Consider the following 14,919-nt stretch of genomic DNA (forward strand, 5'->3'; position numbering starts at 1 on the left):
CGGCGGATCGTTCGTAGTCTTGCCGTGTCAACATGGGTAATCGGGTCTGCTTGAAGGAAACCTTGTGAGCGAAATCATCACTGCACGTGACTTGAACATTGACCTTCTGGGGGCCAGCGAAACCGGCCTCTTCAAATGGCTGCTCGCCAGTTTTCTGATGGGTAAAAGAATTCAGGGCGCGATTGCCGCCAGGGCGTATCAGGTCATAGTAGAGCAGCATCAGAAAGATACGCCGCAAAAGCTTGCGCACTGCACGCACCGTCATTTGGTCTCGATGCTGGGTCAGGCGCATTACGTGCGTTACGACGAGAGCACGGCGTCGCGATTGCTCGCGTTGGCAAACAAGCTCAACACCGAGTATGCCGGCAAAGTGAGCAACATCGTGGCTGCGAGCGCTGACCGTCGGGCGCTGGAAAAACGTCTGGCCGAGTTTGAGGGGGTAGGGCCAAAGACCATTGAAATATTTATGAGAGAAGCAGCCTCCGTGCTGTTCTGAATGTCCGGTGAGGGTTCATCTCTATCAGGCGCAGACGCAAGGCTCACATCGAAGCAAATCTTCCCGTTGGTTTGCTGACGGTGTCCTCATCGGCAAAATTATTCGGCAACAGAGTGCCCATTCCGAAAACTTTCACCGCCATGCTGACCCTCAGTCCGCGACAAGCCTGTTTGCAGTCAAGCTCAAAACCGGCGGACGCTTGCTCCATCAGGTGTTGAAAATAATCTGAAGTCAGCGCCGAGACTTTGCTGTTTTTCATGTTGATCACCTCGAGCAGGTGGCGACCCCGAAAGGGGGCCGCCTGACAGGATTCAAATATCTTTGCCTTGCACATAACCTGACCCAAGGTCGGCACCGGTAACGGGCTCGCTAAGCGGATCAGAGGCCGTGCGAAGCTTCATGGCTTCCAGGACGTCTGCGTCTTCTGCAGGGAGACTGACAGTCGCCAGCCCATCGCCGCCATCGACCGCTGGCTCCGGATTTTCCACATACTCCCAAGCGTCACCCTTGTTCCATGGCCCGCGTACGTTTGGCTCGCCCGACATGTTGAAATACTTGTGAGTGAACTCAGGCATCCCGGCAAGTTTGCCCTGCGGGAAGTTGGGCTGGATCGCATGCAGCGCTTTCTCGAACGACTGTTGATGCGCAATTTCGCGCGTCATCAAAAAGCCCAGCGCCTCTTTCACGCCCGGGTCATCGGTGATGTTGATCAAACGCTCGTAGAGAATTTTTGCCCGTGCTTCCGCTGCGATGTTCGAACGGAAGTCGGCGGTAGGTTCAGTGATTGAATCAACGTACGCCGCTGTCCACGGCATGCCTGCAGAATTGATTAGCGGTGCGCCGGCACCGTAAAGCAGACTGGTGATGTGCGAGTCGTTACCGGCTCCGTTGAGCGCACGGTAAAGCTCGCCTTCTTCCTGAACGCCCTCGGCGATCTGACCTTTGGCACCCTTGTTGAGCATCACGATGATCGAGCCGACCACTTCCAGGTGACTCAACTCCTCGGTGGCTATGTCCAGCAGAAGATCTTTTCGTCCCGGGTCTTCCTCGGCCAGGGCTTGTATGAAGTAACGGGCCGCTGCCGCCAATTCGCCATTGGCACCGCCGAATTGTTCAAGCAGTAAATTCGCCAGGCCCGGGTTGGGCTCGGCCACGCGTACGGTGTACTGAAGTCGCTTGTTATGTATGAACATGCAGATTTTCCTCAGACCAGGCTATCGCGCATTAACCCTTGCGGGTGTCAGCGCATGCATAGCTTGTGAGGTGCGGGCGAAGCAGAAATTTCCTTTATTGCGGGTGGGTCTGGACGGACGGCAGAGGGCTGTAAGTTCAAGAAAAAAGACTATTGGCGCAGCTCTGCTCAAGAGCCACTGTGGGAGCGAGCTTGCTCGCGAATGCTGTTCGTCAGTCAGCGGATTCAGCGCCTGATCCAGCGCTTTCGCGAGCAGGCTCGCTCCCACATCAAGTTGCCGGTTACCTGGCAATCACGCGATTTTCAGCGCCTTGAGCACCACCAGCGATTGCTCGGCAAACGCCTGCGCCTGTGCGGTCAGTTCGGCGATATTTTCTTGCGCAGTGAGTAATGGCTGGCCGTTGCTGAGGAGTACTTCACCCTGTTCGCTGATCACACTCCACGCCAGTTGCGCCCACTCGGCCGGCTGCTGTTTGCCTTGCTTGATCGAGATCAGAAACAGTTGCTGGAAGCGGCTCACGGTCACGCCCCCGCCCGTGACCGGGCTGGCCAGCGTCTGGATGTTGGCGGCATAGAGTGAGCGTTTGCACAGTTGCAGATTGAGCGCGGCGCAGCGTCCGCTGACCTGCGCCTCGGCGGCCTCGCTCTGGCACGGCGCCACAGCGCCCATGCCGATCAGTACGGCGAGTGCTTGTTCGAGGTCGTCGTAAGTCAGCGGAGCCGCTTCGGTGAGCAATTGGCGCATCGATTTGGCGGTATAAGCCTGTGCCGCCAGCGCATCGAGTACCGGGCCGTAGATCTCTGGTTGCAGCGTCGCTTCGCCGGCAGGGCCGGTGACCGAACCCGCTACGGTCTCCCAGGGTTGCAGCAGCACAAAACGCGTGTGGAGCATCTTCGCGCGGCGTTCGGCAGCGGACAGCCGGGTCGCGCCACGCACGTACAGATCGCGGCGGAAGTGCTGATTGACGAAATAGTCACGCGCCTGTTCGCGCATGATCGGGTGTTCAATGGTTTCCAGGAAATCCATGCCTTCGGCGCTCAGGTTCAGCGGGTCGACTGAGTCCAGCGGCACGGCCGTGGTGGCGTAATCGAGCTTGGCCGGAGCCAGCGCGTCGACCATGTCGGCGAAATACATGCAGTTCCAGTCGCGATTGAAATATTCGTGGGCGACGTAGTGACGGTCCTGACCTTTGATGCTCTGCAAGCGCGCGCCGAGACTCGGCGCCGCGGCGGCGTATTTGGGATTGGCCGCCAGCATCGCTTCGGAAAATTGCAGCGCGGCGTCGATGCGCTGACCGGAGCGCGACGAGGCGTTGGCGAACCGGTCGTGCAGGCTGAACAGATTGCGCAGCGGCGCCGAGGGCGACCAGCCCGGGAAGCAGTTATAGCTGACGTAGAGCATGCCGCCCGGCTTGAGGTGGCGGCGGGCGAATTCGACAATCAGTTTCTGGTTGTCGCGGCTGACCCAGGTCCAGATGCCGTGCAGGCTGATGCTGTCAAACTGTGGCAAATCGGTACGCGCCAATAGCTGCTCGAAGCTGTCGTCATAGAGACGGGCGCCATTATTCGCAGCGGCCGCGAGGTCGATGGCATGGGCGGCCATGCCCGGGTGGAAATCCGTGCCGACAAACCCACCCGGATTGGCCGTGGCGTGGATGTTGACCGACACGCCCTGACCAAAGCCCAGCTCGCAGTGAACGCCATCGGTGTTGTCCAGCGTGGCAAAACCGCGCAACAACAGGCAGTAACGCAGGAACACCGGATTGATCTCCCGGCTATAGCTGTAGGTGTAGCCTTCGTCGGTGAAATAACCTTCGTTCCAGGCGTTGCTCATGGGTACAGCCTCTTGTTATCGGAAGTAATGGCAGTCTTATAAGGGGTTGTGATTGTGCGCGACAAGTAGAAAAACCGGTTTCGCGGACTCTTCAGCTCAAGCATGTTGCGCACGCGAAGATTGCTGTATACGTGCCGGCAGCGCGGCGGACTCGGGCAACGAGGCGACATGCACCGTGCGCGCCGGGAAGGCAAACGCCGCGTCGAGCTCGGCCACCGCTTCCATGATTGCCAGATTGATGCGTTGCTGCACGTCCATATAAACGTTGTAGCTGGCGTCCAGAACGATATAGACGGTTTCGAATTCCAGCGCGCTTTCACCAAAACTGCGGAAATGGCAGCGGTCGAATCGAGCCTGTTTTTCCTGCTTGATGATCGCTTCAACCCGCTGCGTGAGCTGCCGAATCTGTTCGCTGGTGCATTCGTAAGTCAGACGAAATTCGAACACAATCCGGCGCTCCTGCAAGCGCTTGTAGTTCTGGATGGTGCTGCCGATCATGTCGGCGTTGGCCATGACGATCTGCTCGCCGCCCAGACTGCGGATGCGCGTGGTCTTCAGGCCAACGTGCTCGACCGTACCGGCCAGCGTGCCGACCACGATGAAATCGCCCACCTCAAACGGCTTGTCGACGGCAATCGACAGCGAGGCAAACACATCGCCCAAAATATTCTGCACCGCCAGCGCCACCGCGATACCGCCGACACCGAGGCTGGCGACAAACGCGGTAATGTTGACGCCCAGATTCGACAGCATCGCCAGCAGCACCACCGCCCACAACAGCACCCTGACACCCCACAGACTCAAGGTCGCCAGGGCGCTCGCCTGAAACGTGCCGGTCGCGCTATGTCGCGAGAAATAACGATGCAGCCCGAGCGCCAGTGCGCGGTTGGTCCAAAGGCCGACCTGCAACGCCGCGACCACGAACCACAGACTGCTAACGCGCCCGAGCCAGCGCTCCGGCAAATCCAGCAAACTGATCCCGACCAGAATCGACGCCAACAACAGCAACGTGGTGCTGGTCGCCGACAACACTTCGCTGGCCATGTACGTCAGATGACCGTTGCCGGCGCTGGCCCGGGCCTGGACCTTGCGAAAAGCGAAACGAATGGCCGTCGTGGTCAGCAGGTAACTGAGCGTCGCGGCGAAAAACGCCACAAGCCAGTTAGCCAACGAAATCCCTAAAATCATGTGTGCCGTGAAAAAGCCTATGAAATCCTCAGTCATTGAAACCCCCTTGCGAAGCCTGCGACGACGCCAGCGCCGAAGCGCACCGCCGACCGCAGCCAGGTAAGCGCCGCTTGTGCGGGCGGTGCCGCCAAGTGGCCTGTCTGGGGTTAGTTACCCTGAGATTCGGGCTGTTCAATCAAATGCAGATTCGCCGGATCGAATGGTCAACGCCTGGAACAGCGAATGACAGAAGATGCCGGCGCTTAATCGTAGGCGAACTGGTCGATCAGTCCGAGACGAGGAACACGCGTGTTTCGCTGCAATAAAGCGCCCGGAGCGATCACTGCGTTAGCGCCGATCTTGCAGCCGTCACCCACTAGCGCTCCGAATTTATTAACGCCTGTTTCTATCGCACGGCCTTCGTGGCGGATTTTTATATCAGCCCCGTCCAGTTCGTTACGATAGTTCGCGATGATCGCGCCGGCTTCAATATTGACCGCTTCGCCAATCAATGAATCGCCGACGAAATTGAAGTGGGCAAGCTTACTGCCATCCAGCATGAAGGTGCTTTTCAGTTCACAGCTGGGGCCGACAATGCAGTTTTTCCCAAGATACACACCGCCACGAAGGTAAGCGCCCGCCGCAACGAAACAGCCCGCGCCGATGATCATCGCGCCCTTGAGAACAGCACCTTGCTCGATGATGGCGGTTTCGTGAACCGCACAATTGCCTTGACGCCGGTATCCGGCGCCGAGCGTTTCAAGCAATGCCAGGACCCGGTTTTCGCAATCCTGGACCAACGCCCAAGGGGCAGTCGCGTCCAGGCCCAGCAGTGCCCAGCCAGCGAGGTAATCATCGATTTTGGGTAATGTCATGAAAGCCTTCCGAATAAACTAAAGTGGATGTCCTCAAGCGTGCTCTTCAAGCCTGCGCACATCGCCCATGGAGTCACGCTGCATCGACTGCAGGTTCTTCTCGATGGTTTCGCACAGCGCTTCCATCTGAATTTGATGTTCACTGTGGCGAAACGGGCTCTGCAGATCGGTGCCGATGCGCTCGATGGCCAGCAGCATAAACCCCACCACGGTCGACGCCAGCGGCGTGAACCAGCCCAGGGATTCCACCAGTCCCACCGGCACAATCAGGCAGAACAGCGAAATGAACAGCCGTGGAAAATACACGTAAGGGTAGGGCAGCGGCGTGTTCGCGATCCGCTCCATGCCGCCCTGACTGTTGGACAGATCCACCAGCGTCGACTCAAGCCGCGCCAGGCGAATACTGTCCAGGCGTCCGGCCTTGTATTCCCGAGCAAGCAAAGTCGCCGAGCCGGTGAGGATATCGTTGGCGAAATTATTGGTCGTGCCACTGCGGGCGAACTCTTCGGCGGGAATGAACGCGCGCACCTCTTCGGGACAAGGCTGGCCTTGCAGATGTGCGGCGAGGCAATTCACGTAGGCGACGTGGCGGCGCAACAGGGTCGACTTGACCGGATTCACCTCGCTACCGGCATCGTCCAGCAGCGTCAGCACCTGACGGGCGAAGCTGCGCGAATTGTTGATCATCGACCCCCACAGCGTCCGCGCTTCCCACCAGCGGTTATAGGCGCTGCTGTTGCGAAAGCTGATCAGCACGATCAACGCCGAGCCGAGCAAGGTCAGCGGCATCAGCGGCAGGTTCAGCTTGGTGTTGAGAAACAGCATGAAGTCCACGGTGACGGCAATGTCCCAGAGCAGCAGCCAGAACAAGGCCCAGCCCACATAGCCCAAGGTTTTGATGATCAGACGGTATTTTTTGACGATGGCAGCTTTCAAACGGAAACCTCGTGGCGAGCAGTTTGCTTAAACGCTTAAGCTCGGACGATGCTTGCGACCGGCAGTTCCGTAGTGAGGCAGTCAACCGTCAGAACGACTGAGCCAAAAGTTATTCGTCCGCTCTCTCAATGCCCCTTGAGCGCCAGGCGGGGGTTTGCCGCGCTGCCGACACACTGGATCGTCGGTCCGCCCGTTCGCCGAGCCGCCATCCCAGCAGACCCCATAGCAGTGCACACAACGCGCCGACCAATGCGGCCATGCCTGCACCCTGGCCGAGGGCGTCCAGCGCGCTTTTCGCCCAGGCGCTGATGGCGTCGCCGGCGCGGTAGACCACGGTGTCGATGACGTTCTTTGCCTTGTACTTGCTTTCGGCATCGAGCGGGGCAAACAGCATCTCCCGGCCTGGGCGCACGAAGGCGTACTCACCGATGCGGCGCACGATCATCAGCGCGGCGATAAGGCCAAAGCTGGGGGCGAAGATCAGCCCGATAAACCCCGCGCACATGATTAGCGGCACCATGGCCAACAGCACGCCGACGCCAAGCCTTTGGGCGAGGCGCCCAGTGATGAACAGCTGACAGAGCAGGGCGCCCGCCTGCACGACAAAGTCGATGATGCCGAACACGCGCACCTGCGCCTCGCGGTCCGGGAAGTGTTCGGCGACGACACGTGCCTGCTCGAAATAAAGGAAGGTGGAGACTGTCGCTAACAGCACTACAAAGCTGCAAATGCCGAGCAGATAGGGTGATTTCAAAACGGCCGTCATACCGCTGAAGGGATTGCCCGGCAACGGTCTGCGGGGGCTCTCGCTCGGCGCGGCATCGGGGCGTCCTGCGCCACCCCGTTCACGCCAGTGCATCAACTGGCGCTTGAACAACATCGCAGCGCCCAGCAGAACAGCAGCCAGCAGCATCAGGCCGGACTCGCCCAGCGGACCGATCAGCAAGGCGCTCAGCGCAGGGCCACTCAAGCCGCCGACGCTGGCGCCCGCCGCGATGAAAGCGAACAGGCGTTTGGCCTGGGCACTGTCGAATACATCGGCCATCAGGCTCCAGGCGACCGATACGACAAACAGGTTGTAGACCGATATCCACACATAAAACACTCGCGCCAGCCACGGGCTTTCCTCGCCCAGGAACAAGGCGGCGAACACCAGCAGGTTGGCGCAGAAAAATCCGTACACCCAGTCCACGAAATGCAGGCGCGGCACGCGTGCGCTGAGCCAGGCGAACAGCGGAACGGCCGCCAGCATGATGAAGAAGGTCGCGGTGAACAGCCACTGCAGGTTCTCGACGCCGGCAGTGATGCCCATCGATTCGCGGATCGGACGGAGCATGAAGTAGCCGGCGAACAGGCAAACGAACAGCAGAAAGCCATTGAGCGCGGGGCGCAGCTCGTGAGCCTCGGCATTGATGATGGCGCTCGTGCGGTGGGCGAGAAGAGACATATCCATGGTGCGCTCCTGTGGGCGTGGCGAGGCAATGGAACGGAGCCTGCCCGTTCCAGTGGGGTCAGCGGTAGGTGACGCCGGTCAGTCGCTCAGAAAGTTGCCACAGCGCGTCGGAGTTCGAGCGATCGGCAGCGGCCGCAGGCATCTTGGCGAAGCCCAGCGGCCCGCGCTTCTCGTCATCTCCGGTGGGCCCATAGTAGGCACCGCCAACAGCCTCCAGCGCCGTCGCTGCATACAGCGTGGGCAGCGCGCCCTGCGCTGCGGAATGATACATGTCCCGCTCTACGGCCCATTGTTTGCCGAATTTACTGTCCAGGCCAGGCCCACGGGCGATCAGCTCGGTCACGGCAACGCCGGGGTGAGCGGCGATGCTGCGTATCCCCCAACCGGCGGCATCGCTGCGCTGCTGCAGCTCGATACTCCACTTGAGTATCGCCAGTTTCGATTGGCTGTAGGTGGCAAAAGGGTCGTAATTGCGCTCAGCCTGCAGGTCATCGAAGTTCAGTACTGCGCGCCCTGCGGCAATGCTCGACAGGCTGACCACCCGACCATCGTCGCTTTTGCGTAGCAGGGGCATCAGCAGGCCGGTCAGGGCGAAATGCCCCAGGTAATTGGTCGCCAGTTGCATCTCGTAGCCATCGGCCGAAACGCCTCGAACAGGCGGCGACATGATTGCAGCATTGTTAATCAGCACGTCCAGCCTCGGCAGGCGCCCTTGCAGACGGTTGGCGAGGTCACGCACCGATTGCAGATTGGCAAGATCCAGCGTTTCGAATTGCACGCGCGCCTTGGGCACGGCTTGCTTGATGTTTGCGATCGCTTCGCGGCCGCGCTCGGCGTTGCGTGCGGCGATGATCACCTCGGCACCGGCTCGCGTCAGCGCCAGCGCGTCTTCATAGCCCATGCCGCTGGTCCCTCCGGTCACCAGCACGATGCGGCCTTCCTGGCTGGGCATGTCATGGGTTGACCAGTCCGGCTTCGGCTCCGTTCGAGTAGTAGCCTGCGCAGCCAGTGTGCCGGCCATCGCGGTAATTGCGAACAGCGTCCGGGCGGCCTTGAGGATGCGTTGGGTTGCGGTATTGCTGGGCGTAGCGGGTGAATGAATCATCGGGGAATTCTCGTTCGCGTAATAGGGTTCCCCGGTTGGCGGGGCGAGCGAGCAGTATCGGTGTACGAATGTGCGAGGATAAGTCGGGCATTGGTGGATGGCCCGTACGGCATGGCGTACAGTCAGCCGCCTGCGGAGGAAGCATCCATGCGTAAACCAAACCTTACCGATGTGTCGATATTTGCCGCGGTGGTCGAGGCGGGGGGATTTCGTGCGGCCGCGCAGAAGCGGGGCTTGTCCGCCTCGTCGCTAAGCGACTGCATGCGTCGGCTGGAAAGCGACCTGGGCGTGCGCCTGCTCAATCGAACCACGCGCAGCGTCACGCCGACGGCGGCCGGCGAGCGATTGCTCGAGCGCCTGCGCCCGGCCTTGCAAGAAATCGACGCCGCATTCAACGATCTTGACGACGACGCTCAGCGCCCGGTCGGCACGCTCAAGCTCAATGTGCCAGTGCCGGTGGCACGCTTTCTGTTGCCCGACCTGCTGGCGCGTTTTCTCCGCCTTTATCCAGGGATCAGTGTCGAAGTCGTCATGGATAACACCTTTGTCGACGTCAACGCTGGCGGGTATGACGCCGGCGTGCGCTATGAAGAGAGCCTGGCCAAGGACATGATCGCCGTGCCCATCGGCCCGCGTCGCCAGCGCTTCGTTGCGGCGGCCGCCCCGCGCTATCTGGCTGAACGCGGTACGCCCACCCACCCCGAAGAACTGCCGGGCCATGACCTGCTTGGCCATCGATTCGAGAGTGGCAAAGTGGGCGTGTTCGAGTTCCATCGAGACGGCCGCGTTGTGCGTATCCCGCCTCAGGGGCAACTGCTGACATCGTCGCACGATTTGAAAATTCGCTCGGCCATCAACGGGCTGGGCATCGTCTATACCTTCGAGGATTTTCTGCGCGAGCCGCTGTCCGATGGCCGACTGGTGCCGATTCTCGAGGACTGGTGGCAGGCCTTCGACGGTCCGTTTCTTTACTATCACGGGCGCCGTCACATGCCTTCGCCGCTCAGGGCGTTTGTGGATTTTTTGCGGGCCGAAGGGCAGATTGCGGAGAGTTCAGGTGTCTTCGGCGCCGTTTCGTAAGGCCAATACATGGTCTGCCAGCAGGGCGCCCATGGCGACGGGAAGCAATCGGCCAGTAGCTGTCAGTAAAAGAAGGATGCTATCGAGCCAAAGCGGACGTTCGGCAGCACATCTGGCAATATATTTTTCTGACAAGCCTGTCCTGAACCCTTGGCAGAACTGAATGGTGAGTACTTTTATTCCATGACCAAAGGTCTGAGTGATGCCAACCTTGATTACGTGCTCGCAGTCATTGAAAAGGCACCAAACACGGAATTAAGTGCAATGTGTGAGCATTTGCAGATCGACAGTCGCGACCTTTTGAATCGATTGTCGATCTCAGTAGCAAGACTGTTTATCACGGGCACCCGCGATTTTCATTACTGCGATGAGGTGATGAACATTGTAATCAGCGATATCGTCGATTTGTCCATGCACGCGGAGATGCCCCAGCCGGCATTTTCTATCTACCAGGCATTTGATGCGGGCGAGTATTGGCACAGCGACGATGAACGGGATGTTTTTCCTTGGGAGAAGTGGACGCGGCCTGAGCTCGAGAGAATTTTGTGTGAGGTCGACGACAGCACGAACGAGCTTTCAAAGTAGGTTCGACTTGGGCCCCCAAAGGACTGCTTTGGGTCGAAAACAGTCACTCCTACCCGAAACGTCCACGGAGAATTGGCCCATGAAAACCGCCGTGATATCCGACACTCACAATCTCCTCCGCTCCGAAGCCATCGGCGCGCTCCAAGGCTGTGACTTGATCATCCACGCCGGCGACATCGGCAACCCGGACATCCTCGCCCAATTGTCCAAAATTGCTCCCGTCCACGCCGTGCGCGGCAACAATGATCTCAGCAGCCCATGGGCCAAAGACCTCCCCGACGTTCTGACCTGCACTCTCAACGGCTGGCACACTCTCCTTATCCATGACATCGCCGACGTCCCCGCCGATCTAGATCCAGACATAAAGCTCATCATCACCGGCCATTCCCACAAACCGCGCATAGAATGGCGCGGCGATCGTCTATACGTGAACCCTGGTAGCGCCGGCCCTCGGCGTTTCAAATTGCCGGTCACGCTGGCAATTCTCGAGATACAACCCGACAGCATCGAGCCGCGCCTGATTTCCCTGCTGGATCCCCCCGCCTGAAATCGCTACGGTTACCGCGATCCAAAACAGGGAACCCACCCATGATCTGCAGCGCCAACAGTTGCCGCAGCGTTTTGTAGGAGGCGGTGTTCAACCACCTGCCGCCACCCGGTTTCGAAGCGGTCAGGGCACAAAAGGGAAGTCATTTATTTCACAGAGGAAATGAGCGTTGGCCGAAGCTGCTGGATGACTGGCAGCTATCGGCCAGAAGCAGACCCTCACCTTGAAACGAGTAGAAGCAAGAAGATTCGGAGTAGGAAAATGCAATGTACCTGCAACGCTAAGGGCGACCTGGTAGAGATTGGTCAGAGGTACACGGCGTTTGTCGCAGGAATGCGCTGCCTTGCAACGGCGGACTGGGTCAAACTATTGCAATGTGCCGGGTGTGGGCAGCTTTGGCGAACGGATGAGTGGGATAAATATCTAACCCTGTACGCCCGCAAACTGGACTCGCCCGAGGGCTGGGAATCAGCCGAAATGGAAACTTTGATAAAGCTGCGCATGGTCGAGAATCATGGCGGCCTGGATACTTCTGCTTGTCTGGCGAAGGACTGCAAGCAACGTGTACTTAAGGGAAGAGCCTATTGCGTTGACCATTTTTATGAAACCGGAACAAGAGCCTGAACCGCTGAAACTGGCCAGTAGAGCGGGGTTAAAGAACAGATCACGCTTTCTGAATGTGGTCTGTTTCTGAGATGATGCTTGATCGGAACAAGGGAGTTGTGACCAGGAAACCAACGAGCGAATTGGTCGTGGTGTGTATGCGGGATTTCAGGTACAGACCATATTTAAAAAAGCACTGCATCCAGACCGACAAATATGGTCTGTCCCTGAAATCCCGCGGCCATCAACGGGCTGGGCATCGTCTATACCTTCGAGGATTTTCTGCGCGAGCCGCTGTCCGAGGGTCGACTGGTGCCGATTCTCGAGGACTGGTGGCAGGCCTTCGACGGTCCGTTTCTTTACTATCACGGGCGCCGTCACCAGCCTTCGCCGCTCAGGGCGTTTGTGGATTTTTTGCGGGCCGAAGGGCAGGTTGCAGAGAGCTCAGCCGTCGTCAGCAGCGCTCTCTGAATTCCCGATGACTCCTATCGGAGGTTGTAAACCAATCACAAGGCTGGGAGGCTAGCGCGACGCTTACTATAAGGACATGCTGAAATGAGCTCAGGAAAAATCCTCGTCACAGGCGCAGCAGGAAAGATCGGCAAGGCTTTTTGGGAAGCGCGCGACGATAAATCCGATTTGCGTTTAGCCGATTTAGACGTCACACAATTTCCGGACTCCGCGCAGCATTTCGCTCTCGACGTCAGGGATCAAGCCAGTTGCCTTCGAGCTTGCGAGGGTATACATACCGTCATCCATCTTGCTGCTGACCCTGACCCAGACGCGGATTTCATGTCCTCACTGCTTCCAGTGAACATCGTGGGCACTTACAACATGCTTTTCGCCGCGAAGGCACAAGGCTGCAAGCGCTTCATATTTGCGAGCAGCGCCCAAGTGATCGAAGGCTATCCAGCGGATGTTCAGATACAGGAATGCATGGCACCCAAACCAGGCAATCTTTACGGCGTCAGCAAGGCGTTTGGAGAAGCCCTGGCTTCGATGTATGCAAACGATGGTCAGATGACGACCATCGCAGTCCGTATTGCCAACGTAGCCAAATTTCAACAAGGGGAAACCCACAGTCCCAGAGACGTCGCCGCCTTCATCAGTTTTAGAGATGTTGTCGCACTTCTCAATAATTGCGTTGACGCCGAGCTGAAGGGTTTTCACGTCATCCATGGGGTCTCGGATAATCGATATAAGCGTCTCTCTATTGATCAGAGCAGAAAAGTTGTCGGGTATGCTCCCATAGATGACGGGTTTGAGATTTTGGAAGGAGGCGCTCAATTTTCACCATCGCCTGCTTCAAGCTGAATTCGCCTGAGAACATCGTCGTAAGGCACCAGGTCAAGAAAAGCAATGACTTCCACTGCCCGCAAATTGTGCATGCGCATAATCCATACGTAGCTGTTGCGATAAGGCGCGCCATCGGCTGCGGTGGCGATGCCGTCCCAGTGCACAACCACGTCATCGCCTTCAGCCCAGATATCCGCCACCGTCGGGCGCACGGGTGAAGCAAGACGTTTTGCGAAGGGCTGGACTGCCCGTTTCAGGAAGTCGTCTCGGCCCCGATATGTACCCGCCGAAGGACTCGTCCCCTTGATGGTCCAGATCACCTCGGGCGCCAGCACATCTGTGAAGAACGTCCGGCCGCCCTGAGCCCACTGGTTGAACGCTTGCGCAATGAATTGGCGGTTGCGTTCCGTAGTCGGTTCGCTGGCCACGGCGGGTGCCAGTCCGCCAATTAATGTCGTGAGTACCAGTGTTAGCGCTGTGAAGATGCGTCGAACAAAAGTCACTTCCTATGCTCCTGTATCTGTCGGAAGAACTGGCCCATTTTTATGGGCCGTTGTGGCTAACCTGAACGAGCCGGTAGTTGCGTTCCCTCACGCCGTTGTTCTATATGGGGCATTGGCGAAGAAACGTTCGCCGGGACATGAAGTGGCCGGCAAGTACCTGCCGACCTCATCTGAAGTGTGACCTGTGAGCGGAGGAGGGCTGTTACAGGATCGTCCTGATTTCTTGCTTGATCATCCGAGGCGATATCTTCATTTCAACGATTTGGAGTTGTTCTTGAATTCACTGGTAGAACTTGTCGATATCATCGGACGTCACGCCCAAAGTGACGGCATTCACAGCACCACGATTGCGGGTGTCAGCCTGATTCGCTCGGCTACGCCCACGATGCCTATGCCGGTGGTGTACGAGCCAACACTCTGCCTGGTCGCTCAGGGACGAAAACAGGCGATGTTGGGTACTACCGCTTATGTTTACGATCCAGCCAAATACCTGATTGCATCGATAGACCTTCCGGTGATGGGCTCGGTCATCGAGGCGAGTGAAACCGCTCCTTATCTGTGCCTGGCGCTCGATCTTGATACGACTTCGTTGAGTGAACTTGCGCTGCGTCATCCGCTAAGAGAAGAGCGCGTCAGTGCGCCGCCGGCAGGCATTGCGCTCAACGATACGACTCCAGAACTGCTGGATGCAGCGGTTCGCCTCGCCGGTCTGCTCGACAGGCCACGCGACATCGAAGCGCTCGCTCCGCTGGTGATTCGCGAGATTCTTTATCGCCTTCTTACCGAGAACGGCAACGGCATTATCAGGCAGTTGGCGCAGACAGACAGCCGCTTGAACCAGATCGCCAAGGCCATTGCCTGGCTACGCAGCCATTACAACGAAGCGTGCCGGATAGAGGACCTCGTCGATATCGCCGGGATGAGCCGTTCCTCGTTTCACACCCATTTCAAGGCGATCACTTCGATGAGCCCGCTGAAGTTTCGTAACCAGTTGAGACTTCAGGAAGCACGTCGGCTGATGGTCACCGAAGCGGTCGATGCCGCAGAGGCTGGCTATCGGGTCGGTTACGAAAGTCCTTCGCAGTTCAGTCGAGACTACGCCGGCCTGTTCGGAATGCCACCGGCAAAGGACGCCTGGCGGCTGCGCACGGACATTTGCGGGATTTGGCACTGACAACGAATAGGTATGCCCGGCCCAGGCCACAAACAGGGCGAGTGCCAGCGCGATTACCACTGTCGTTGTCAGT

The 14,919-nt window shown here is 58.4% G+C and carries 16 protein-coding genes and 1 pseudogene; 8 read left to right on the plus strand and 9 right to left on the minus strand.

Going from position 1 to position 14,919, the window contains the following annotated elements; all coding sequences use genetic code 11:
- Positions 1–64: 64 nt before the first annotated feature.
- Complete coding sequence (locus HU739_RS02765) at positions 65–496, plus strand: HhH-GDP family DNA glycosylase (RefSeq protein WP_186546487.1); 432 nt, start codon at positions 65–67, stop codon at positions 494–496.
- A gap of 43 nt (positions 497–539) precedes the next feature.
- On the opposite strand, the gene HU739_RS02770 is transcribed toward HU739_RS02765, so the two are convergent.
- The 8 genes from HU739_RS02770 to HU739_RS02805 all read right to left on the minus strand — a co-directional run bounded on the left by HU739_RS02770 (position 540) and on the right by HU739_RS02805 (position 9,058).
- Positions 540–755 carry a hypothetical protein gene (locus HU739_RS02770; protein WP_186546485.1) on the minus strand — a complete coding sequence of 72 codons (216 nt, stop codon included), beginning with the start codon at positions 753–755 and terminating at the stop codon, positions 540–542.
- A gap of 52 nt (positions 756–807) precedes the next feature.
- Positions 808–1,689 carry a manganese catalase family protein gene (locus HU739_RS02775; RefSeq protein ID WP_186546483.1) on the minus strand — a complete coding sequence of 294 codons (882 nt, stop codon included), beginning with the start codon at positions 1,687–1,689 and terminating at the stop codon, positions 808–810.
- Between the two features lie 291 nt (positions 1,690–1,980).
- The gene (locus tag HU739_RS02780) at positions 1,981–3,522 is read right to left on the minus strand and encodes a class I SAM-dependent methyltransferase (protein ID WP_186546482.1); all 1,542 of its coding nucleotides are present in this window, start codon (positions 3,520–3,522) and stop codon (positions 1,981–1,983) included.
- Positions 3,523–3,618: 96 nt separating this feature from the next.
- Positions 3,619–4,746 carry a mechanosensitive ion channel family protein gene (locus tag HU739_RS02785; protein ID WP_186546481.1) on the minus strand — a complete coding sequence of 376 codons (1,128 nt, stop codon included), beginning with the start codon at positions 4,744–4,746 and terminating at the stop codon, positions 3,619–3,621.
- Positions 4,747–4,952: 206 nt separating this feature from the next.
- Positions 4,953–5,564, minus strand: coding sequence for an LbetaH domain-containing protein (locus tag HU739_RS02790; protein ID WP_186546480.1), 612 nt, complete (start codon positions 5,562–5,564; stop codon positions 4,953–4,955).
- A gap of 33 nt (positions 5,565–5,597) precedes the next feature.
- Complete coding sequence (locus HU739_RS02795; RefSeq protein ID WP_186546479.1) at positions 5,598–6,500, minus strand: bestrophin family protein; 903 nt, start codon at positions 6,498–6,500, stop codon at positions 5,598–5,600.
- Between the two features lie 109 nt (positions 6,501–6,609).
- Entirely contained in the window at positions 6,610–7,953 is a 1,344-nt protein-coding gene (locus tag HU739_RS02800; RefSeq protein WP_186546478.1) for an NTP/NDP exchange transporter, read from the minus strand.
- A gap of 58 nt (positions 7,954–8,011) precedes the next feature.
- Complete coding sequence (locus HU739_RS02805) at positions 8,012–9,058, minus strand: oxidoreductase (RefSeq protein WP_186546477.1); 1,047 nt, start codon at positions 9,056–9,058, stop codon at positions 8,012–8,014.
- Between the two features lie 147 nt (positions 9,059–9,205).
- Here HU739_RS02805 and HU739_RS02810 point away from each other — a divergent pair, with 147 nt between their 5' ends.
- The 6 genes and pseudogenes from HU739_RS02810 to HU739_RS02830 all read left to right on the plus strand — a co-directional run bounded on the left by HU739_RS02810 (position 9,206) and on the right by HU739_RS02830 (position 13,187).
- Positions 9,206–10,138, plus strand: a complete 933-nt coding sequence (locus HU739_RS02810) for a LysR family transcriptional regulator (protein WP_186546476.1) — start codon at positions 9,206–9,208, stop codon at positions 10,136–10,138.
- 183 nt (positions 10,139–10,321) lie between these two features.
- Positions 10,322–10,723: a hypothetical protein gene (locus HU739_RS02815; protein ID WP_186546475.1), complete on the plus strand. Its 402-nt coding sequence runs from the start codon at positions 10,322–10,324 to the stop codon at positions 10,721–10,723.
- A 79-nt stretch (positions 10,724–10,802) separates the two neighbouring features.
- Positions 10,803–11,270 carry a metallophosphoesterase family protein gene (locus tag HU739_RS02820; RefSeq protein WP_186546474.1) on the plus strand — a complete coding sequence of 156 codons (468 nt, stop codon included), beginning with the start codon at positions 10,803–10,805 and terminating at the stop codon, positions 11,268–11,270.
- A 261-nt stretch (positions 11,271–11,531) separates the two neighbouring features.
- Positions 11,532–11,894, plus strand: coding sequence for a metal-binding protein (locus tag HU739_RS02825; protein WP_186546473.1), 363 nt, complete (start codon positions 11,532–11,534; stop codon positions 11,892–11,894).
- A 216-nt stretch (positions 11,895–12,110) separates the two neighbouring features.
- Positions 12,111–12,344: pseudogene (locus HU739_RS26665) on the plus strand (LysR family transcriptional regulator); the annotation flags it as partial.
- Positions 12,345–12,428: 84 nt separating this feature from the next.
- A complete protein-coding gene (locus HU739_RS02830) occupies positions 12,429–13,187 on the plus strand; it encodes an NAD-dependent epimerase/dehydratase family protein (protein WP_186546472.1) in 759 nt (252 codons plus the stop codon).
- Here HU739_RS02830 and HU739_RS02835 read toward each other — a convergent pair.
- On the minus strand, positions 13,157–13,672 hold the full coding sequence (locus HU739_RS02835; RefSeq protein ID WP_186546471.1) for a nuclear transport factor 2 family protein: 516 nt from the start codon (positions 13,670–13,672) through the stop codon (positions 13,157–13,159). The genes HU739_RS02830 and HU739_RS02835 overlap by 31 nt on opposite strands.
- Positions 13,673–13,946: 274 nt before the next feature.
- Here HU739_RS02835 and HU739_RS02840 point away from each other — a divergent pair, with 274 nt between their 5' ends.
- The gene (locus tag HU739_RS02840) at positions 13,947–14,846 is read left to right on the plus strand and encodes an AraC family transcriptional regulator (RefSeq protein ID WP_186546470.1); all 900 of its coding nucleotides are present in this window, start codon (positions 13,947–13,949) and stop codon (positions 14,844–14,846) included.
- Positions 14,847–14,919 lie beyond the last annotated feature (73 nt).

Origin of the sequence: Pseudomonas hamedanensis (genome assembly GCF_014268595.2) — a bacterium.
Taxonomy (GTDB): Bacteria; Pseudomonadota; Gammaproteobacteria; order Pseudomonadales; family Pseudomonadaceae; genus Aquipseudomonas; species Aquipseudomonas hamedanensis.